General features: G+C 61.0%; 18 protein-coding genes. 10 read left to right on the top strand and 8 right to left on the bottom strand.

What is annotated here, in order from left to right:
• Positions 1-101: 101 nt before the first annotated feature.
• Complete coding sequence (gene lgt, locus LF599_RS03590) at positions 102-884, top strand: prolipoprotein diacylglyceryl transferase (protein ID WP_279522320.1); 783 nt, start codon at positions 102-104, stop codon at positions 882-884.
• On the opposite strand, the gene LF599_RS03595 is transcribed toward lgt, so the two are convergent.
• Both LF599_RS03595 and LF599_RS03600 read right to left on the bottom strand, forming a co-directional pair.
• A complete protein-coding gene (locus tag LF599_RS03595) occupies positions 876-1,652 on the bottom strand; it encodes a glutaminyl-peptide cyclotransferase (RefSeq protein ID WP_279522321.1) in 777 nt (258 codons plus the stop codon). The genes lgt and LF599_RS03595 overlap by 9 nt on opposite strands.
• Before the next feature lie 117 nt (positions 1,653-1,769).
• Positions 1,770-2,402: a TetR/AcrR family transcriptional regulator gene (locus LF599_RS03600; RefSeq protein WP_279522322.1), complete on the bottom strand. Its 633-nt coding sequence runs from the start codon at positions 2,400-2,402 to the stop codon at positions 1,770-1,772.
• 142 nt (positions 2,403-2,544) lie between these two features.
• Between LF599_RS03600 and ispH the strand changes: the two genes are divergently transcribed.
• From ispH to moaA, 3 genes are all read left to right on the top strand, one after another.
• Positions 2,545-3,393: a 4-hydroxy-3-methylbut-2-enyl diphosphate reductase gene (gene ispH, locus LF599_RS03605; protein ID WP_279522323.1), complete on the top strand. Its 849-nt coding sequence runs from the start codon at positions 2,545-2,547 to the stop codon at positions 3,391-3,393.
• 434 nt (positions 3,394-3,827) lie between these two features.
• Positions 3,828-4,190: a molybdenum cofactor biosynthesis protein MoaE gene (locus LF599_RS03610; protein ID WP_269941775.1), complete on the top strand. Its 363-nt coding sequence runs from the start codon at positions 3,828-3,830 to the stop codon at positions 4,188-4,190.
• 6 nt (positions 4,191-4,196) lie between these two features.
• Positions 4,197-5,204, top strand: coding sequence for a GTP 3',8-cyclase MoaA (gene moaA / locus LF599_RS03615; RefSeq protein WP_279522324.1), 1,008 nt, complete (start codon positions 4,197-4,199; stop codon positions 5,202-5,204).
• A gap of 116 nt (positions 5,205-5,320) precedes the next feature.
• Here the strand turns inward: moaA and LF599_RS03620 are convergent, their stop codons facing one another.
• Positions 5,321-8,995: a DUF748 domain-containing protein gene (locus LF599_RS03620; protein ID WP_279522325.1), complete on the bottom strand. Its 3,675-nt coding sequence runs from the start codon at positions 8,993-8,995 to the stop codon at positions 5,321-5,323.
• A 284-nt stretch (positions 8,996-9,279) separates the two neighbouring features.
• On the opposite strand from LF599_RS03620, the gene LF599_RS03625 reads away from it, so the two are divergent.
• The 5 genes from LF599_RS03625 (at position 9,280) to LF599_RS03645 (ending at position 14,951) form a co-directional block, all read left to right on the top strand.
• A complete protein-coding gene (locus LF599_RS03625; protein ID WP_279522326.1) occupies positions 9,280-10,998 on the top strand; it encodes a sensor histidine kinase in 1,719 nt (572 codons plus the stop codon).
• 27 nt (positions 10,999-11,025) lie between these two features.
• The gene (locus tag LF599_RS03630) at positions 11,026-11,460 is read left to right on the top strand and encodes a response regulator (RefSeq protein WP_279522327.1); all 435 of its coding nucleotides are present in this window, start codon (positions 11,026-11,028) and stop codon (positions 11,458-11,460) included.
• 8 nt (positions 11,461-11,468) lie between these two features.
• Positions 11,469-11,840 carry a response regulator gene (locus LF599_RS03635; protein WP_279522328.1) on the top strand — a complete coding sequence of 124 codons (372 nt, stop codon included), beginning with the start codon at positions 11,469-11,471 and terminating at the stop codon, positions 11,838-11,840.
• Between the two features lie 32 nt (positions 11,841-11,872).
• Positions 11,873-12,280 carry a response regulator gene (locus LF599_RS03640; protein ID WP_269941767.1) on the top strand — a complete coding sequence of 136 codons (408 nt, stop codon included), beginning with the start codon at positions 11,873-11,875 and terminating at the stop codon, positions 12,278-12,280.
• A 79-nt stretch (positions 12,281-12,359) separates the two neighbouring features.
• Positions 12,360-14,951 carry a PEP/pyruvate-binding domain-containing protein gene (locus tag LF599_RS03645; RefSeq protein WP_279522329.1) on the top strand — a complete coding sequence of 864 codons (2,592 nt, stop codon included), beginning with the start codon at positions 12,360-12,362 and terminating at the stop codon, positions 14,949-14,951.
• A 695-nt stretch (positions 14,952-15,646) separates the two neighbouring features.
• Here the strand turns inward: LF599_RS03645 and tmcA are convergent.
• From tmcA to LF599_RS03670, 5 genes are all read right to left on the bottom strand, one after another.
• Positions 15,647-16,045, bottom strand: a complete 399-nt coding sequence (gene tmcA / locus LF599_RS03650; RefSeq protein ID WP_279522330.1) for an acidic tetraheme cytochrome c3 TmcA — start codon at positions 16,043-16,045, stop codon at positions 15,647-15,649.
• Positions 16,046-16,054: 9 nt separating this feature from the next.
• Positions 16,055-17,374: an electron transfer complex ferredoxin TmcB gene (gene tmcB, locus LF599_RS03655; RefSeq protein ID WP_279522331.1), complete on the bottom strand. Its 1,320-nt coding sequence runs from the start codon at positions 17,372-17,374 to the stop codon at positions 16,055-16,057.
• 33 nt (positions 17,375-17,407) lie between these two features.
• The gene (gene tmcC, locus LF599_RS03660) at positions 17,408-18,067 is read right to left on the bottom strand and encodes a TmcC family electron transfer complex membrane anchor subunit (RefSeq protein WP_279522332.1); all 660 of its coding nucleotides are present in this window, start codon (positions 18,065-18,067) and stop codon (positions 17,408-17,410) included.
• A 15-nt stretch (positions 18,068-18,082) separates the two neighbouring features.
• Positions 18,083-19,342, bottom strand: a complete 1,260-nt coding sequence (gene tmcD / locus LF599_RS03665) for an electron transfer complex subunit TmcD (RefSeq protein WP_279522333.1) — start codon at positions 19,340-19,342, stop codon at positions 18,083-18,085.
• 77 nt (positions 19,343-19,419) lie between these two features.
• The gene (locus tag LF599_RS03670) at positions 19,420-19,689 is read right to left on the bottom strand and encodes a hypothetical protein (protein ID WP_269941764.1); all 270 of its coding nucleotides are present in this window, start codon (positions 19,687-19,689) and stop codon (positions 19,420-19,422) included.
• Between the two features lie 421 nt (positions 19,690-20,110).
• Here LF599_RS03670 and LF599_RS03675 point away from each other — a divergent pair, with 421 nt between their 5' ends.
• Entirely contained in the window at positions 20,111-20,416 is a 306-nt protein-coding gene (locus LF599_RS03675) for a c-type cytochrome (RefSeq protein WP_269941763.1), read from the top strand.
• Positions 20,417-20,553: the final 137 nt, after the last annotated feature.

A 20,553-nucleotide genomic window follows, 5' to 3' on the forward strand; every position in this document is an offset into this window, starting at 1 on the left:
TGACGGGGCTGCGTAAAAAAAGACACCCTGTGCGTTGTCTTTCAGCATATCCGATTTTTTGAAGAAAACAAATACGGTCCTTGACGGCGGAGACTTTTTTCATGCTCGACTATCCCCAATTCGACCCGATCATGATTTCCATAGGTCCTCTGGATTTGCGGTGGTACGGCATGATGTACGTCTTCGGCATCCTGAGCGGCTGGCTGCTGGGGCGCTACCGCGCAACCAAGCCTTGGAACAAGATGACGCCCAAGCTCATGGACGATTTCATCACCTGGGCCATCCTCGGCGTGGTCTTGGGCGGGCGTCTCGGCTATGTCTTGTTTTACAATCCTTCGTTCTACCTGGCCAATCCGCTACAGATTTTCGCTGTATGGGAAGGCGGCATGTCCTTTCACGGCGGCTGCCTCGGCGTGCTTGTCGTCTGCTGGCTCTTTGGTCGGGCCAACGGCATGAGTTTCCCCGAGGTGGGCGACTTCATTTCCCCTCTCGTGCCGCCCGGCCTGTTCTTCGGGCGCATCGGCAACTTCATCAACGGCGAACTGTGGGGACGCTACACGGATCTGCCGTGGGCCATGCCGTTTCCGGGAGCGGGCGGGCTTCCGCGCCACCCCTCGCAGTTGTACGAGGCCGCGCTGGAGGGGCTCGCCCTGTTCATCATCGTCTGGGTTTATTCGGCCAAACCCCGGCCAAAGGGATGCGTCGGCGCACTTTTTCTGCTCGGCTACGGCGTCTTCCGCTTTCTGGTGGAGTTCGCCCGCGAGCCGGATAGGCAGCTTGGGTTCGTGGCCCTCAACTGGATGTCCATGGGGCAGGTGCTCTGCCTGCCCATGATTTTGTTTGGCATCGGTTGGTTGGTCTGGGCGTACCGCAAGTCAGCGTAATTCAGGAATTTTGATTTCAAAAAGGCGGTCCCAGCACTTGCCGGTGACGTAGAGGCGTCCGCCTGCCGCGTCATAGGCTATGCCGTTGGCCGTTCCGGCCCTTTGGTCGATCCGCTTGCGCAGGGATGAGATATCGAGCCAGGCGCGGACCTTGCCGTCGGCCGGGTCGATGATCGCCACCCTGTCCGACTTCCAGATATTGGCGTAGAGCCATTTCCCTACGAATTCCAGTTCGTTGAGCAGGCGCACAGGGCGTCCCTCGTCGGTCACCTCCATGGTGCCCGTCAGGGTGAAGTCTTTCGCGTCGCGCAGTTCGAGCCGGGATTTTCCTGTGGACATGAAGAATTGTTCCCCGTCGAAGGCCAGCCCCCATCCCTCGGTTTTTCCGAAGGTCGAACGGTAGGCGAATCGCCCACTGGGTGCGAGGTCCTTGAGGGCGTGGATCAGGCCGATGCCCGACTTCCAGGTGAGCATCCACAGGGCATCGCCCTGAGGCGCGATGCCCTCGGCGAACAGGGAGGGCGCGATGGGCACGGTCTTCAGCCTGCGTCCGGTCTTTGGCTCCACCATGGCCACGAAGGAACGTTTGTATCCGCCCGAGGATTCGTAGAACACGCCGTTGAGATGGAAGAGTCCCTGGGTGGAGGTCCCGGCGTCGTGAGGGTATTCGGCGACCACCCGGCAGGGGATGACCGGCGTTTGCGCCGTTGCGGGCGCGGCCCAGGCCGTCAGGACGAGCAGCATGAGGATGGGGACAAGCTTGTGCATGGGTGGTCCTTGAAAGGGGGCGGGGAGGGGCATTTTGTCATGCAACTCCCCGCTCCCGGGAAGGGGCGGAAGACCGGTGCGCGAAGATGGGAGGGTGTGTCCGGTCCGCCGCACGCCTTACGCGCGGTGTTTTACGGCGTTGACGCCGCCGAGGGCGAAGCGGACCACGTGGTCCACGAAAGCTTCCACGTCGAGCTCCAGGCCGGGCCGGTTCGGAGTCAGGCGGTCCAGGATGGGCTGGGTAAGCAGATGGTCGAGCATGAGGGCCCAGATGTTCGAGCTGCAATAGGCCAGCGTCTGCTCCGGCGTGTCCGGGCCGAGCAGTTTGGTCAGGATGTCGCGCAATTCGTTGGCGCGCGGCTGGACCTGATGCCGTGCGATGAAGTCGAGGTTGTGGCTCGGTTTTGCCATTTCACGCAGGAAGATGGCCCATTTCTGGGCGATTTGCCCGGTACTCTGGGTGTATATCTCCTCCGCCAGCCCCTTGACGAACTTGTGCAGCCGCTCTTCCGGGGGCAACCCCCTTTCGTCGCTGGAAATCCATTCCTCTCCCTTGGGGAAGATCTCTTCGAGCACGGCCGCGTACAAGCCGTCCTTGCTGCCGTAGTGATAGTTCACCGCCGCTACGTTGGCCTTGGCCAGGCCGCAGATGTCCCGCACCGTGGCCGAGTCGAAGCCCTTGTCGGCGAAAACCTCCATGGCGGCGAGCAAAAGCGCTGTTTTGGTATTGACGTCGGGGGAATCGTTCATAATTAAAGGCCTACAGGCGCAAAATACGCAGTAAAAATGCTTGAAACATATGTTTGACGAATTCTATTCATGAGTGGAGTCGGCAAGTCAAGGGTTTTCCCCGGAGCCGGCTGTTTCCGGAACAACCGCAAGGAGCATAGAAGTGGAAGTCATCTTAGCCAAAACCGCGGGATTCTGCATGGGCGTCGACATGGCCCTGACCAAGCTCGATCAGCTTGTCGCCGAGCCCGACGGCCATCCCATATATATTCTCGGACCCATCATCCATAATCCGCAGGTTCTTAAGCGTTACGCCGACAAGGGTGTGATAATGGTTCACGATCCCGCCGAGGTCCCGGCCGGGGCGCACGTCGTTATCCGCGCCCACGGCATTACTCGCCAGGTTGAGGAATCCCTGCGTGAACGGCAGGTGATCATCAAGGACGCCACCTGCCCTCGGGTCAAGAAGGCGCAGTTGCTCATCGAGCGCAACACCGCAGGCGGTTGCAAGCTGCTCCTCTATGGCGAGGTGGACCATCCCGAGGTGGCCGGTCTGGTCAGCTATGCCGAAAACGGCCATTTCGTCTTCGGTTCCGCCGAGGAGCTGGCCGGGTACGAGCTTTCTCCGGGCGAACGGTATGTCCTGGCGGCCCAGACCACCCAGGACCGGGTCCAGTTCGAGGCCATCGCCGAAAGGCTGACCGGGCGGGGCGACCTGAACGTGACCGTGCTCGAAACCATCTGCGACGCCACCAAGCTGCGCCAGGCCGAGGCCAAGGAGTTGGCCAAGACCGTGGACTTCATGGTCGTGGTCGGCGGGTACAACAGCGGGAACACCCGCAGGCTCGCCAAGGTTGTCTCGGAAGAGGGCACGCCCTGCGAGCATGTGGAGACCGTGGACGAGCTGCCCCTGAGCGAACTCGCCCGGTACAAGCGCATTGGCGTCACCGCCGGAGCCTCCACCCCGAGGGTGCTCATAGATCAGGTGCTCGCCGGGCTTGAATCGCTGTAGGGGGTAAAACTGTCGGCCTCGTTGTTCCCGTCTCCCCGGAAGGTATTGGTGGGGGCGTCTCAAGTGGGCGTCAGGGCACGAAAAAGGGGTCAGGCGGTCCCGGGCCGGGTCTGTTCCGGGAGCTGTCCCTGACCCCGTTCGGGATGGTTTCGACATCTCAGCCGCGTTGCAGGTACCGCCGGCCGCAGTGGAGGGCTTGGGTCCGGGGAACGCGACTCTCCTGGTGCGATGCCGTCAACCGTCAGCAAGGGGAGGAGTGCCGTTTTCAAGCGGCCTGTGCGGCCGTTTGTTCAACCATACCCTTTTGGCCGGGCAGTGGTATTATATTTTCACCGTCTCCGGGTGTCTGATCCGGGGGAAAAACAAAAAGGTTGTCCGGTTCGTGCCAAGGGCATACCCTGACCAGGTACGAATGTTACAACAAGGAGTCATCCATGGATATCAACAAGGCTCTGGCAGAGTTGAAAAAGGAGCCCGGTTTCGCCGAGAACGTGGGCATGATCCTGGTGCATAACGGCGTGGTCCGGAGCTGGTCCCGCAAGGGCCGCGAGGAAGTCGTAGCCATCGATATCACTCCCGATTTCGAGAAGATGGAGGAGATCCGCCAGGAGATCGAGGCCCGCGAGGGCATCTTCCGCGCCTGGTGTCACGCCAACTCGGGCCACATGAAGCCCGGCGACGACGTGCTCTTTCTCATCGTTGCGGGCGACATCCGTGAAAACGTCAAGCCCGCACTGGCCGACTTCCTCGACCGCGTCAAGGCCGAGGCCGTGACCAAGAAAGAAATCTTCGCATAGGACGCCATGCACAAGAACCTTGAGGACATCCACGGCCGCGAGGTCAGCTACATGCGTATCAGCGTGACCGACAGGTGCAACCTGCGGTGCACCTACTGCGCGGGCGAGGGGCTGGAATTCATCCCGCATCCGAACATCCTGCGCTACGAGGAAATACTGGAGCTCATGGGCATGGCCCGGAACCTCGGGGTGCGGAAGATACGGTTCACGGGCGGGGAGCCCTTCGTGCGCAAGGGATTCGCCGATTTCATGGTCACCGCGGCCGAGCGGTACGGGGATCTGAATCTGTGCGTGACCACCAACGCCACCCTCATCGGCGACCACGTGGAGCGGCTTGCCGCGGCGGGCATCAAGCGGGTGAACATCTCGCTGGACAGCCTGGACCCCGAGAAATTCAAGGCCATCACCGGCCGCGATCATTACGCCGTGGTTCGGGAAAACATCGACCGCTGCCTGGCCGCGAACATGACGCTGAAGATCAACGCCGTGGCCATGAAGGGCGTCAACGACGACGAGTTGGGCGATTTCATAGAGTTCGCCCGTACCCATCCCGTGGACTTTCGTTTCATCGAGTTCATGCCCGTGGGGCTGGAGACCGGGTGGGACGATAGCCGCGTATGGACCGCCGCCGAGATTTTGTCCGAGGCCCGGCCCTTTGCCGAGCTCGTCCCCGTGACCGCGAAGGGTGCGCGCCGCCACGGCCCGGCCCGTATGTACGAGATCGAAGGCGGTCTGGGCCGTATCGGGCTCATCTCCCCGTATTCCGATCACTTCTGCTCCACCTGCAACCGGCTGCGCATCACTTCGGACGGCAACCTGCGGACCTGCCTTTTTTCGGACAAGGTCTACCGGCTGCGTCCCGCCCTTCGCCATCCCGCCCTGGGTGTGGAAAAGGTAGAAAGGATCATCCGGCTGGCCGGGCGGAACAAGCCCATCGGCAACGAGCTGTTGCGGAAGATGCGGGCCGCCGATCATGGCGTCTGCAAGACCCGCATGGCCTCCATCGGCGGATAGACCGACGGCGCATAGGCGCGGACGTTATTTGCGGTTTTCAAACGAGAGGGCCTCATCGAGATTCGATGAGGCCCTTTGTCGTTGTCGCAGGTTATGCGGAATCCGGTCCGGCAGGGCTAATTGATGCCCAGGTCCGCCCGGTGTTTCGGCACGCCTGTCTTGCCCTCGGGCTTCGTATCGCGGTCGAGGAGGAAGACGCGGTCCGTCAGGTCCGGGTTGCCGGTGATGATGTACTGCTTGACCGCGTTGGCCCGCTGCATGGCCAGTTCATGGAGCATCTCCTTTGTCACGACGACCCTGTCGCGGATGAACTTTTCCATGACCTCCACGGGCTGGCGGTCGGTGACGAACAGGGTGGTGGGCTTGATGCCCTCCTCGTCGGGTTCGTCGGCATATGCTTCGTAGAGCATGTCCTCATATTCCTCAGGGGCGACGACAATCTCGTCCACCGTGGTCTCGGCCCGCTTGGAACGCGGCAGGTCGTCGTATTTGGCCTGCTTGACCTTGCGTTCGAGGATGGCCTGGATCAGGCCGTTCGTGTCGGCCACGGGATCGACGACCCCGTCAACTTCCAACTTGAGCTTGTTCCGTTCCGACAGGGCCTTGATGACCGTGTCGAGCTTTTCCGTGCTTCGCGCGTTCAATTGGGCCCGGCCCGGATCGAAGACCACGAAGTCCATGTCCTCCCCGCCGCCGAACATGGAGCCGATGAGGGAAAACGGCGAGGTCAGGGCCTTGAAGAGCAGGTTGATGATGGCCTGGAACACGATGCCGCCGATGCGGAAGTTCGGGTCGTCCAGTCTTCCGGAGACGGGCAGGTTGAGCTGCATGTCGCCGTTGGAGTCCTGGAGCAGGGACAGGCCGAACTCGACCGGGATGTTGGGCGCGTCGGGCCGCTTGTCTTTCTTGCCCAGCTTGAGCTGTTCGATGAAGAACTTGTTCCGGGCGTTGAGGACCCAGTCCTCGGTCTTGAAGATCACGTCCGCATAGAGCCGTCCCTTTTCGATGGGATAGGCCAGATTTTTGAGGGTGTACGGGGTCAGGGGAACCAGCTCCATGCCGTTCACCGAGATGGTCAGGTCGGAGTAGATCGGTCTGACCAGCGGGTTGAGCACGCCGGTGACGGCCACGGGCGTGGGGCCGAGCTTGGCCTTGAATTCCACCTTGGGACGCGCCTCGGCGGTCTGGCCGATTTCGGTCAGGACAAGGGTCATCTCCGTGGCTTCCGTGGCATAGGCCGGGTGGATGCTGTCGTCACGGAATTTGACCGATCCGTTCTGCATACCGATTTTGCCCACGGTCAACGTTTCGAAGAGCGGCTTCTCCTCGGCGGCCTCGGTTTCGGTCTTGGCCTCAATGGCCGCGACCTCCGCCGGGGGAACCGGGGCCGGCGCGTCGGGTCCGGCCGTCGCGGTGCCGGCGGGCGGCGGCGGAGGCTCCGCCAGGCGCAGGGCGCGTCGTATGTTCAGCCTGCCGTCCTTGTCGAAGTGCACCAGGGCACGCGGTCCGTTCAGATTGATCTCGCCGATGGCCAGGGACATGGGGGCGTTGGCAAAGGCGATGCCCTTGACGTCCAGTCGGTCGATGCCCGCCATTTCGGCGTCGGCGAAAGTGGTCTTGACCTTGAGCCCGGTCAGCGCCGTGTCGCCCTTGACTGTGTACTTCGGGGTTTCACCCCCGGTGAATGAATAGGAGAGGGTGGCGTGGGCCGCGCCGTCCGAGATAAGCAGCTCGGTGTCCTCGGCCAGATAACCGTCCAGCGGCCTGATGCCGAGTTTGTCGACCTTGAGGTTGCCGGAGGACGCGAGCGGGTCCAGGGACGTCCGGCCGTTGGCGGAGAACCAGCCTCCGCCCGCCCAGCCGCCGCTCAGGGAGAAGGGCATCTGTGCACCTTTTTTCGTGGAGAAGTCGGTCACGTCCAGCTTGAAGTTGCGCACTCCCAGCCGGGCCTGGTGGGCCAGGGCCAGGTCGCGGAAGTCGGCGGACCCGTCCTCCACCACCAGATGGTCCAGTGTGGCTTTCCAGGGCGTTTCGGCCGCGTCGTCTCCGTCGGGAGCCGGTTTATCGGCCGGTTCGTCGGATTCGGCCGTCGCGGCGGTTTCCGCAAAGAGCTTTTCCAGGTCCAGTCGGCCGTCTCGTTCGCGGACGACGCTGGCGGAGGGGGCGGTCAGCTTGACCTCGGCTACCCCGACCGTGCGGGCGGCAAGGTCGAGGGTAGCCCCGGACACGTCCAGCGCGCCCAGCGTGAGGCTCGGCTCCTTGGCGTCGGGTTTGCGCATGGCCAGATCGGCCAGGTTCAGGGAGCCATTGCTCGCCACGAGCTGCGGCTCGCCGTCCGGCTGGCTGTAGTCGATTTCCACGGAGAATCCCAGAGAGCCCGAGTCCACCAGCATGGGCTGCAAGGAGTTGATGTAGGGGCCGTAAAGGGGCACGTTCAAATCCTTGCCCGAGAGGGTCAGTTCGGCCGTCGGCGGGTCCACGGTTGCCTCGCCGTTGACGTAGATGAAGCCCGTTTCTCCGAAGGAGCCCTTGAAGACGCTGGCCTGCGAGGCCCGCGTGGTCAGCCCTTCCATGGCGAAGTCGAGTTTCGGGAAGACGTGGTGGAAGCCGCCTTCGACGTGTTGGTCGGTGAAGTCGACGGCACCGCCCGTGATTTCGAAATTGCGCAGGTCCAGGACAAAGGCCGAGTCAGTGTCCGCCTCGGTCTTGACCTTGGGCCCGGTGGGACCGGGCTCCGAGCCCGGGAAATAGCCCGCCCAGTTGATTTCGCCGCCCGCCCGCCGCACAACCTTGAAGAACGGCTGGTCGAGGTTCACGTGCTTGATGATGAGGGCGTTGTCGCTGAGGGAGAACCGCTCCATGTCGAAGGTCAGTTTCTTCATCGCGAGGACCGAGCCGTCTTCGGGAGCGGTCAGCTCCAGGTTGGTAAGGGTGCCACCACCGCCAAGGAAAAGCCGGAGCCGCTGGCCTTCGGGGCGCTCGAAAAACAGGGAGAAGCCGGAGGTGAACCGGCCGCTCTTGAGTTTGAGCGGGGTTTTGATGGGCAGGTATTCCCAGTACTGGCGCAGATCCACTTCCACGGCGTCCAGCTCGAACTCGGTTTGCAGCGTCTTGTCGAAGGGCAGAATTCTGCCTTTGAGCTCCACTGGGTCGCCGTTGACCACCGCAGTGAATATCGGATGGGTGAACTCCTTGATCCTGTCCGCAAAGCTTGATGTGAACGGTATCTGCAAGTGGATGTCGGAGATGACGTGCTTTTTCGCGTGGGGCCTGTCGTCGAAGGTGATGGTAGAGTTGGTCAGTTCAAAACCGTACAGGGCGAAGGGGAAGACCGCCTCGTCTTTCTTTTCCTCGGGTTTCTCCTGATTAACGCTGTCCGGGGTGCCGAGGAGGTCGGAAATGGAATACCGGCCCTTGCCGTAGAAGGTCATGTTCAGGTTGAGCCCGTCCAGCTTGAGGTAGCTGAGGACCGGAGCCAGTTTCCAGATGGTTGCGATGCCGGGCGCGGTCTCCATGCGCTCCACGGAGATCAGGTCGCCCTCTTCCTCGCGATTCTCGATGCGCAGGCCCGTCGCCTCCAGATGGAAGGTGAGCGGGTTGAAATAGATATCTCCCACTTCGGCCTTGCGGTCGAGCGCGCTTTTGATTTGGGAGACAAGGACCGATTTCATGATCGGGGGAACGGCGAAAAAGCCGAACAGAATGTAGGCCGCGAATGCGGTCAGCAGCCAGAAAACGATCCGCCGCAGGCGTGGAGTGCCGGTATCTATTTTATCGAGGAAAGCGAGCATATTGAGTCCATCCAGTAGAGTAATTGGTTCCGCCGCCGAACAATCCTAGCGCAAAATTACCGGAGAATCCATATATCCCGAACGCACTGAATCTTCTGGTGCGGGGTGTTTTGCCCCGGTTCCGTGTTGCCTGACGGTCTTTCATTTGGCGGTATGGAAAATACGGATTTTGTTGCCATATTGTGGAAATGCGGTGTATGTTGCATTCAAATGCAAGTGCGCCCGCGGGGTCCTGAACCAGGCCCGAGGTTCCCCGGGCGCCCAACGCCTACCGGAGCGGAACCATGTCCGACGACCACTATTACCAGGGTTTGGCCAGGAGCATGATGTTCACCATCATCCTGGTCTCTTTCGCTCCGCTTTTCATCGTCGTGCTCATCGCCGGGTATCAGTACAGCGTCGCCTACGAGGAAAAGGTCGAGGCGCACCTGCGGGAGCTGGTCCTCAAGCACGACCAGACCATCGACGCCTACCTGGACGAGAAGGTTTCCGAAATTCGGGTGCTGGCCGAGGTCATCGACCTGGGCGGCCTGGCCTCGCCGGAGGGGATCAAGTCCCTGCACGACGCGCTCGGCAGGGGGCACGGTTCTGACTTCGTTGACCTGGGGCTTATCGACGAGAAGGGCATCCAGGTGGCCTATTCCGGTCCGTTCCAGCTCCAGGGGCTGGACTATTCCGGCGAGCCGTGGTTTCAGGCCGTGCGCGAGAACATGGTTCATGTCAGCGACGTCGGGCTGGGGATGCGCGGCGTGCCGCATTTCATCATCGCCCTGCGTATGCGTGCCGACGGCCGCGAATGGGTTCTGCGCACCACACTGGACTTCATCACCTTCAATCGGCTGGTGGAGAATATCCGCATCGGCGAAACGGGCATGGCCTATATCATCAATCTGCAGGGGGAGTTTCAGACCACCCCGCACCGTGACATGTCCGCCGAGGTCCCGTTTTTGCGCGAGCTTGCCCGGTCCATTGCCGGGAGCGCCGATCAGGTGCGCGGCAAGGCAGCGATGGCCGTCATGGACAACCCCGCCACGGGCCGCGAGACCATTTTCGTGACCAGCCAGATCAAGGGCGGCGACTGGCTCATGGTCTACCAACAGGATGCCGCCGACGCCTTCGCCACCCTGAACCGCAGCCGCGATCTGGCCATTCTCATCCTGTTCATCGGCGGCGTGGCCATCTCGGTCATGGCGTCCCTCATGAGCCGCCGGATGGCCCGCAAGGTCGCCCGGGCGGACGCGGCCAAGGATATCATGAACGAGCAGTTCATCGAGGCGGGCAAGCTGGCCAGCGTGGGCGAGCTTGCGGCGGGCATCGCGCACGAGATCAACAACCCGGTGGCCATCATGGTCGAGGAGGCGGGCTGGACTCAGGACCTGCTTGAGGAAGGGCTCGACAAGGACGACAATGATCGCGAGGTCCAGCGGGCTCTCAACCAGATTCGGACCCAGGGCGCGCGGTGCAAGGAGATCACCCACAAACTCCTTTCGTTCGCGCGCAAGATCGATCCCACTGTCATGTCCGTGGACCTCAACGAACTGATTCGGGAAATCGCCGAGCTGTCCTCCCAGCGGGCCAAGTATGCCAACGTGGTTATCGAAACCAGTCTGGGCGACAACATCGCGCCCATCAAGGCGAGTCCTTCCGAGATGCAGCAGGTGTTTCTCAACCTGGTCAACAACGCCATCGACGCCATGGACCCCGGCGGAGGCAGCCTGGACATCAGCACCCGCCAGGAGGGCGACACGGTGCTTGCGTTGGTTTCGGACACCGGATCGGGCATCCCCGAGGCCAATCTGTCGCGTATTTTCGATCCGTTTTTCACCACCAAGCCCGTGGGCAAGGGGACCGGGCTGGGGCTGTCCATCATCTATGGCATCATCAACAAGATGGGCGGGAACATTTCGGTGGATTCGGCCGTGGGCCGGGGCACCACTTTTACCCTCCGCCTGCCGTCGGGCGCGGCGGGGGGTGCGGACGAATCGGAGGCCGCGCGGATATAATGAGCATACAACCAACAGGAGGACGACATGCCTGCTAGAGTATTGCTCGTCGACGACGAGAAAGGATTCGTGGATACCATGACCAAGCGGCTGGAGAACCGGGGTTTCTCCGTGGACGTCGCCTATGACGGGCCGCAGGCCCTGGCCGCGCTGGACAAGGGCGGGATAAACTTCGACGTGGTCATTCTGGACGTCAAGATGCCCGGAATGGATGGCAACGAGGTACTCAAACGCATCAGGGGGGATTATCCTCTGGTGGAAGTCATCATGCTCACCGGCCACGCCACCGTGGAGTCGGCCATCGAGGGCATGAAGGCCGGTGCCTTCGACTACTTGATGAAGCCGTGCGAATTGAATGAACTCATCGACAAGATCGGTGAAGCCTACGACAAGAAACAGGCGCACGAGGACAAGATACTCGAAGCCCGCGCCCGGCATATCGAGCTGCGCAGGGGAGACTAGGAGGAGCCATGGCAGATACGCCCATTCGCGTCCTTTTGGTCGACGACGAACTCGGCTTTCTCGATGTGCTGGCCAAGCGCATGGGCAAGCGCGGGTATCAGGTGACGACCGCGGGCAGCGGGGCCGAATCCATCCGGGTGCTCCGGGATAATGATTTCGATGTGGCCGTCCTTGATCTCAAGCTAGAGGATATGGACGGCATCGAGGTCTTGCAGATAATGAAGAAGATGGTGCCGGAACTGCCGGTCATCATGCTTACCGGCCACGGTTCGGAGCAGGCGGCCAGGGAAGGCGTCGAGTCCGGCGCTTTCGACTACCTGCTCAAGCCGTGTGATCTGGACGACCTCCTCGAAAAGGTCGGGGAGGCCGTGGCCGGTTAGTCGGAAACGACAACGAAGAATCGGGAGTGGCCATGGCCGAGATAAAAGCGCTCCTTGTGGACGACGAGGAATCCTTTCGCAACACGCTGTGCAAGCGGCTTTCGCGCCGGGGCATGACCGTTGAGCAGGCGGGCTCGGGCGAGGAAGCCCTTGAACGCCTCAAGACCTATCAGCCGGACGTGATCCTGCTCGACGTCAAGATGCCCGGCATGGACGGGCTGACAGCCCTGCACAAGATCAAGGAGATTGACCCGCTGATCGAGGTGGTTATGCTCACCGGCCATGCCAGCATGGAGATAGCCATTCGGGGCATGGAACTAGGGGCCTTCGACTATCTGATGAAGCCCGTGGAGTTCGAGGAGCTGCTCTACAAGCTCGAAGACGCCTCCAGCCGCAAGAAGCGGCATGAAGACCGTATCGCGGCCAAGGCGAACAGATAGTGGTTTTCGATTCATACCCTGCTGTTTCCCGATGAACCCTGTGACCCTGACCTAGACGATTTCCAAAGGACGACATTTCATGGGCCTGTTCGATTGGCTGCGGTTCCGGAAAAAGGAAAAGACCCCAGAGGAGCGGGCAGAAATGCGCCGCGTCTTCGCCACCCGCTACGATCACTTCCGGCTGCTTATCCAGGCCAACACCCGCGCCCATGAGCTCATGGGCGAACTGGAAGAGGCCCTGCGCGGCTTCACCCCCTACGGTATGCATTTCGTGCGCACCCTGTGCACGCGTATTTCCACATCCATCTACCAAATGGTCCGCCATCTGGGAGAGTTGGAGGAGAAGGGGCACGAAGAGCTTGTGGCGGCCATGCAGACCATCAACGAAAGAATCATGGAGGAGCTGGAACCCGAGGTCCATGTCGTGGGCGGCGAGGTGGTCATCGACCTGTCCGAGGTCAACCGCGACCACGCAGACCTGTGCGGTCCCAAGATGGCCATGCTCGGCGAGGCCGGGTCCAGCCTCGGCCTGCGCATCCCGTCCGGTTTCGTCATCACCGTGGCCGCCTATCAGCAGTTCGCGCGGAACCAGGGGCTTGGGGCCGAAATCGACCGGCTTATCCAGACCATGTCGGGCGACGACCGGGAATCCGTGTTCCAGGTCTCGTCGAGCATCATGCAGCTCATCATGGAGACCCGGCTGCCCGACGACTTGGCCGCCGCCATTCTGGATGCCTACGACAAGTTGGCCGAAAAACTCGGCTCGCCTCCGGACCTGGCCGTGCGGTCCAGCGCGCTCGGCGAGGACATCGAGGGTTCCTCTTTCGCGGGCCAGTACAGGTCCGTGCTCAACGTGGACCGCGCTTCCCTGCTCGATGCCTACAAGGAGGTCGCCGCCTCCAAATATTCCCGCCAGGCCATGGCCTATCGGCTCAGTCACGGAATCCGCGACGACGATGTGGCCATGAGCGTCGGCTGCATGACCATGGTGGAGTCCGCGGTCGGCGGCGTGGCTTATTCGGGCAATCCGGTGAACGTCCGCGACGACCGTATCTCCATCAGTTCGGTCTGGGGACTGCCCAAGCCTGTGGTGGACGGCACCGCCGGGACCGACGAGTTCATCGTCTCCCGCGATCCCCTTCGTCTGGAAGAGGTCCACGTGGCCGAGAAGACCGACATGTACGTTTGCAGCGACGACGAGGGCGTGTGCCGCGAGAAGCTTACCGAGGACAAGGCCTCCCAGCCTTCGTTGACCGAGGAGCAGGCACTGGTCGTGGCTCGCGAGACCGTGCGCATCGAGGAGCATTTCGGCACGCCCCAGGATATCGAGTGGGCCATGAGCCCGGACGGGGCCTTTCATCTCCTGCAATGCCGCCCGCTCATGCGTGTCTCTTCGGGTGAGCACAGCACGCCGTCGGCCAATCTGCCCAAACCCGTACTTACCGGCGGCAAGACCGCAAGCCCCGGCGTGGGCGTGGGACCGGCTTTCGTCGTGCGCAAGGATGTGGACGCACTCAGCTTTCCCGACGGCGGCGTGATGATCTTGCGCCAGGCATTGCCCAGCCGGGCGGCGCTTCTAGATCGCGCCAGCGCGCTCATTTCCGAACAGGGCGGTATGGCCGGGCATCTCGCCAACGTGGCCCGTGAGTTCGGCGTTCCGGCCCTGTTCGGGGTCAAGGGCGCTGTCAGCCGGTTTGAGAACGGCCAGATTCTCACCGTGGATGCCGAGGGAAGGGCCGTGTACGATGGCGCGGTTGAGGCGCTGCTCAAGGAGCATACCCGGCAGCGGATCATGCGAGGCAGTCCTGTGCAGGGCGCTTTGCGCAAGGCGGCACGCCATATCGTCCGCCTCAATCTGACCAACCCGGAATCTCCTGAATTCAAGCCCTCGAACTGCCGGACCCTGCATGACGTCATGCGCTACTGCCACGAGCGGGCTGTGAACGTCATGTTTGAATTCGGCACCCACGACGACTACATCGAAGCCGCGAGCCGGCAACTTATTTGCGATGTGCCCAAGCAATTCTGGATTCTCAATCTGGACGACGGGTTCTCTCCCGAGGGCCAGGAACGCAAGGACCGCTGCATCCTCCTCAAACACATTGTCTCCTATCCCATGCAAAAGCTATGGGAAGGGATGCAGGCCGTGCCCTGGGAAGGCCCGCCGCCGGTTCACGGCCGGGGGCTCATGTCGGTCATGTTCGAGGCCACCATGAACCCGGATCTCGTGCCGTCCACCGGCACTCGCTATACCCAGAAGAACTATTTCATGGTCTCCAAGAATTATTGCTCCCTGCAATCGCGCTTCGGCTTCCACTTTTGCGGCGTCGAAGCCCTTGTGGGCGACAGGGTCAGCGAAAACTACGCCTCTTTCCAGTTCAAGGGCGGGGCCGCCAACATGGAACGGCGCATCCGCCGCGCCCGCTTCGTGGGCGACCTTTTGGAGATGTACGACTTTCGCGTCCGCGTTCGTCAGGACAACATGTTCGCCCGCGTCGAAGGGCTCGACCGGGAGACCATGGGCCATCGACTCAAGATCATTGGATACCTCATCACCCATACCCGCCAGCTCGACATGATTATGTCCGACGAGGCTGCCATCGCCCGGCGTCGAGAGCGGTTCCTCAACGACTTCAAGATGTTCGACGAGAATTCCGAGGAAGGAGAATAAGGGGAGGCCGGAGGGAGTGCCTCCGGCGGCCGGGGGAAGAGGAAGGAAAAACCTTTCGGTGAAAGGTTCTTTCCTTCCTCTTCCCCCGGACCCCCATCTCCATCCTTTTCCAAAGCTTTTTATGCCGCTTCGCGGGTAGGGCATTTCATTGTCGTTGTAACAAGGCTTTGATGTTCGTAGAACTTTGCCGAAGGCACATAGAAAGTTTTGAAGGGGAGTCCAGAGGGGAAATTTTTTCAAAAGTTTCCGCCTCTGGCCGCCGGAGGCATCTTCATCTCTTTTCCCTTTGTGGACGCGCGTTAATGACGCCCCGAACATGCCACCTTGTTCAAATCCCGCCATTTCGTATTCGCAGGGCCTCGCCGAAGGCGCGCCAAGAAGTTTTGAAGGGGAGTCCAGAGGGGAAACTTTTTCAAAAGTTTCCGCCTCTGGCCGCCGGAGGCATCTTTATTTCTTTTCCCTTTGTGGACGCGCGCGTTAATGACGCCCCGAACATGCCACCTTGTTCTAAATCCCGCCATTTCGCATTCGCAGGGCCTCGCCGAAGGCGCGCCAAGAAGTTTTGAAGGGGAGTTCAGAGGGGAAACTTTTTTAAAAGTTTCCACCTCTGGCCGCCGGAGGCATCTTTAACCGACAGGCGCAAAAAAAAGGCGGCCTCCCGAGGGAGGCCGCCTTGTTTCAGCAAGGGGGAATACCTACTTTACGTGGCATTCGCCGCAGGCCACGGGGCCTTTGCCTTCTTTTTCGTGGCAACCCTGGCATTGCAGGTGGTAGGCCCGCATGAGCGGGGTGCCGCCGTCGTCGCGGACTTCGGCATGGCAGGAGCTACAGGGCTCGCCCTCGGAGGATTCTTCGAGGTTCTGGGTGCCGTCGTCGTTCATGGAGTGATGGCAGACCACGCAGTCGTCCAGCTCGGCTTTTTCGTTATGGGCGTCGTGGACAAAGGGCACGCGGGGGCGTTCGAGTTTGGCGAATCCGTCCGCGGGCACTTCGGTCATATCATCCTGGGAAAAGGCCGTGGGGGCCATGTAGGCGACGACCAGCAGGATGACGGTCAGCATGGAGGCCGCAAGCGTGAAGGTGTTCTTTTTCATTGCGTCCTCCTAGACTTCCGGTTTTTCCATCAGTTCGTAGATGATGTCGCTGATGAACTTTCCGTGCATCCCGAGATCATAGTAACCGATGATGTCTTCGATGCCGCCGTGACAGTTATGGCACGGAATGACGACGTCGTGCACGCCGGTCGCCTTGAGCTGTTCGGCCTTGACGCGGTTGCCGGTCATGCGGGTGTTCTTGAACGGCGGTCCGCAGTTGATGACGCCGCCGCCTGCGCAACAGCAGTAGTTGTGCTCGCGGTTGGGGGTCATCTCGACCACTTCCTTGCACAGGAAGTGGACCACGTCGCGGAGCTTGTCCATGAGGCCGCGGCCGCGAATGATGTTGCACGGGTCCTGGATGGTCACCGGGTTCTCGTACTGGTGGGTGATCTTGATTTTGCCTTCGTTGATCAGTTCCCAGTAGAAGTCGATGGCGTGGATGACCGGGACCGGCATCTTTTTGTGGCCGAGCCAGCGGTTGCCCATGTCGTAGACAGAGCGGAAGGCGTGGCCGCATTCGCCCATGACGATGCGTTTGACGCGCAGCTTCTGGGCGGATTCGTAGTGGGCGCGTTTCAGGCGGCCCATGTTTTCGTAGTCGCCCACGAACATGCACATGTCCGAGTTGTCCCAACCCGGATGGGAGGGCATGGTCCAGTCCACTCCGGCGGCGTTCATGATGGCCGCGGCCTGGTAGATGAGCTGGGTCCGGAACTTGGGTTCCGGGGCGATGACCGAGTAGTAGATTTCGGCTCCTTCCTTGTCCAGGGGGATGCGCAGGTCCGGGAACTCGTCGCGGGCCTCGTCCTCCTGCCACTGCAGGGAGTCGATCCACTCGTCGTCCTTGACCCACATCTGGTTCATGGTCGAGGCGTGGGAGTGGGCGGTGTCGCGGATGTACTGCGGGACCACGTCCAGCAGGTAGCAGATGCGGCGCACCATGGACATGATGTAGCCGGTGTCGATGCCGATGGGGCAGTAGTGGGCGCACCGTTTGCAGAGGTTGCACTCGGTGTATGCCATCTGGGCCATTTCGTAGATGCGCTGGGGCGAAACCTTGCCCTTTTTGTCCATCAGCTCATACATGGTCTCAGTGGCCTTGTTTACCGGCGAGTAGCTCGGATCGGCATCGTGGGACATGTAGTAGTGACAGCCCTGCGAGCACAGTCCGCACCTCATGCACGTTTCTTTGTAGGCCCGGAGTTTGGCTCCGGTTTCACCTTTGAGAGTCTGGTTGACCACCTTTTCGATTTTTTCGGTGGTCAGCGCGGCGACGCCTGCTTCAAGGCCGACGTCGGATATGATTCTGTCAGCAATGTGACTCATTGTTCGTACCTCGCGTTACTGTGATGGTTTGGCCTACCAGTCATTGGCATGGCGGACGCCGCCGAACTCGGAACCCATGTACGCCCTGGTGAAGAGGACGAACAGCGCGTGGCTCAGGCGGGTGAACGGGATCAGGGCGATCAGCAGTTCACCGGCGAGTACGTGCAGGGTGGTCATGAACAGGACCGGGCCGACCTGATGGTAGGCCAGGATGCCGGTGATGAACGGCAGGGCCACGAGGACCAGGGCAAACCAATCCTGGCAACGGGTGACGCCCTTGACGTGCGGCAGGGCGAGGCGGCGGTACGCGAAGACCGCACAGCCGGCCAGGGCCACAAAGCTGATGATGTCGCCGAACTGCGAGGGCAGGCTCGGGAGATTGATACCGAACGCGGTGTTCCACATGACGACGTGTCCGCCCAGGAAGACGGCTACGAGCAGGAAGCAGAGGTGGAAGATAAAGGTCGTGACGGTCATCAGGGGGTCGGACTTCCAGCCCATGGATTTGAACGGAATCATCCACGCGAGAATGGACCGGAGACCGTAGTACCAGCTCATGTAGGCGATGGAAGAGCCGTCTTTGGCCTTGGCCAGCGCATACATGCTGACCAGACGGTAGATGGAGCCGAGGATGAACACACCCCAGGCGATCCAGGCGAGGGGGCCGGTGACGAAGACATAGAAATCAGTCATATCTGCTCCCCTCCCTTAGAAGTTGCACACTTCCGCGACGATGCGGACGAAGCTGTTGTTTTCGATGGCGCGGATCAGCACCTTGGTGCCGTCCTCGCTGAAGATCGGGGGCCAGACGGCGTCGAAGTCCCGTTCGAAGGACTTGCCGTTGACCAGAATCCGGAACCGGCCGTTCTTTTCCACCTTGGCGGCTGCCGCCTTGGAGTCCGGGGAGAAGACAACGGGCCAGGCCATGTCGTAGGTACCGGCCCAGGGAGTGCCGTCCACCACGATGCGGAAGTCCTCGTTGCAGTTGGAGGCCAGGATCGCGGCGCGTTCGCCGTTGGGGCTGACCACCAGGTCGGACACGGTGGGGAACGTCTCACCCCATGGGGCGTTGTTCAAACAGGCAGTGAACTGGCCGTAGCTGGTGGCCACGATGGCCCACAGCTTTTCGCCGGTGGCGTCGTAGGTGAGTTCCAGACACTGGATGTAGCGGGGTTCCCACAGGGTCTTGCCGTCCTTGTCCACGCCCCATTTGCCCGCCACGCGGACCGGAGCGGCCACGCCGCCGTCCTTGGGACAGAAGACCGGCTCCCAAACCTGGGTGTAGGTCTTGTCCCACGGCTTGTCGTCCACGGTGATGGTGTGGGCGTAAACCGTGGTTCTGCAGGTGGCTGCGACGGAATCACCGGCCTCGTTGAAGGTCGGATTCCAGATGTTGACGTAGCGGCCCTTCCAGGCTTCGCCGTCCACGGCCACGGTGTAGACGCCGCGCTTGAACCCTTCCAGGTCGGCAGCGCCCAGGCTTTCGGCCTGGACAACGGCGGCAGTGTGCGAACCTTCCTTGGCGAAGGCGGGCTGGTTGGCGTTTTCGTACAGGTTTTCCCAGAGTTCGCCGTTGACGCTCATGCCATACCGTTCCATGGACTTTGTCATGGTGGCGATGGCGGAACCGTCTTCACTGAACAAGGTGTCCCATACGTAATCGGTGGTCTCGCCTATGGTTTCGCCGTCCGCGACCAGAACCCATTCCATGTCCTGCTGGCAGATGGCGGCCAGGCGGCCGTCCGGAGAGAATTTCGGATACCAGATCTTTTCGAACGTGGCTTCCCATACCGAGTCGTTGACTCGAACGGAGAATTCGCCGTCGCCCACCTTGACGATAGCGGCGATAGTCTCGCCGTCAGGCGAAGCGTACGGCTCTTCCTGCCATTCGTGTCCTTCGAGAGGGGAGAGGGATTTAACGACCGTTTTTTGGCCGGGTTCCCAGTCCCAAGAGGAGATTTTTCCCATAGCACCCCCTTGTGTTGTGACACCGCTCCCAGTGGGAGCGGCAAATAATCATCCCGTCTTAAGGCGAGATAGTTCATTCAACGCGGGGTCGTGTTCGTCAGGCGGCGTTCACTTCGGGTCATCCCGACAGGGGTCACCGGATTGCAGGCGCCCGACAGGTCCGCTGTGCGCAGTCCGGCGGGTGTGGCTGAATCCATGGGATGACCCGTTGCAGGGTTGAGAAACCCGTCTGGAACGATCTGCCCGGGATCGCCGCCCTTGACGATTTCGACGCCCAAGGATTCGAGGTGGTTCGGCGAACAATAAAGCCGCACGAACCCGGAAGTGCATCCCTTCCCGAAGTGCACCCTCGATTCCGTTGCTGATACCAGCTGTGGTCCTTGGTCAGAGATACGGCCGGACGGTAAATGTCCATACATTTCCGGATGTTTCCGACAGTCCGCAACCTCTTGACCTGAGACAGAGCTATGTATAAGCACATGGCAAGAAAATAGTCCATTCTTTTCAGAGTTAAATGGGTATTTCAGACTAGTTTGGTTCGTTATTTTGGAGTTAAATTGGAGAAACGGCCGGAGAACGGGCCGCGCGGCCGGGGTGAGGGGTGTTTCCTCCTTGTTCGGGAGGATTTTTTCCGAGCTCGATGACGATTTCGCCCTGCCGAACGGCACATGCTTATCATACTCGTTCGGTTTGAAAAAAAATGAAAAAAGGCTATCCTTGCGGCACGGAATGGAAGTTTAACCGTTACGACGATTCGTAGAGGGCAACATGAGAAAATTACTGGCTGTTTTGACCATCGTATGCTGTTTCGGCGTGACCGCCGCCTTTGCCGTGGACGGCGGCGACTTATATCGGAAACGGTGCGCGAAGTGTCATCGCGACGGAAGTGAATCCTCCAAGGCGGGCGGCGACGTGGTCCTGAAAGGACAATCCGCCCAGGAGATCGAGATGAAGCTCAAAGGGTACGTGGACGGGACTTACGGCGGGAGCAAGAAGAAAACCATGGCGCGTCTGCTCACCAGGCTCTCGGCCGACGATATCAAGGCCCTGTCCGGTTACATCGGCGCCATGTAGATCAGAGCCGAGCGGCTCCGAATCCCTCCGCCCTGTCCGTCATCTTGCCCGCCGTCTCCTGTGGGGCGTCGGCCGGGGTGGCGGCAGGGGTAATTTTCACGGCAAGCCCGGAAGGCGGCTCGCCGTTTTCCTTAGTC

Source organism: Pseudodesulfovibrio thermohalotolerans, assembly GCF_021353295.2.
GTDB lineage: Bacteria > Desulfobacterota > Desulfovibrionia > Desulfovibrionales > Desulfovibrionaceae > Pseudodesulfovibrio > Pseudodesulfovibrio thermohalotolerans.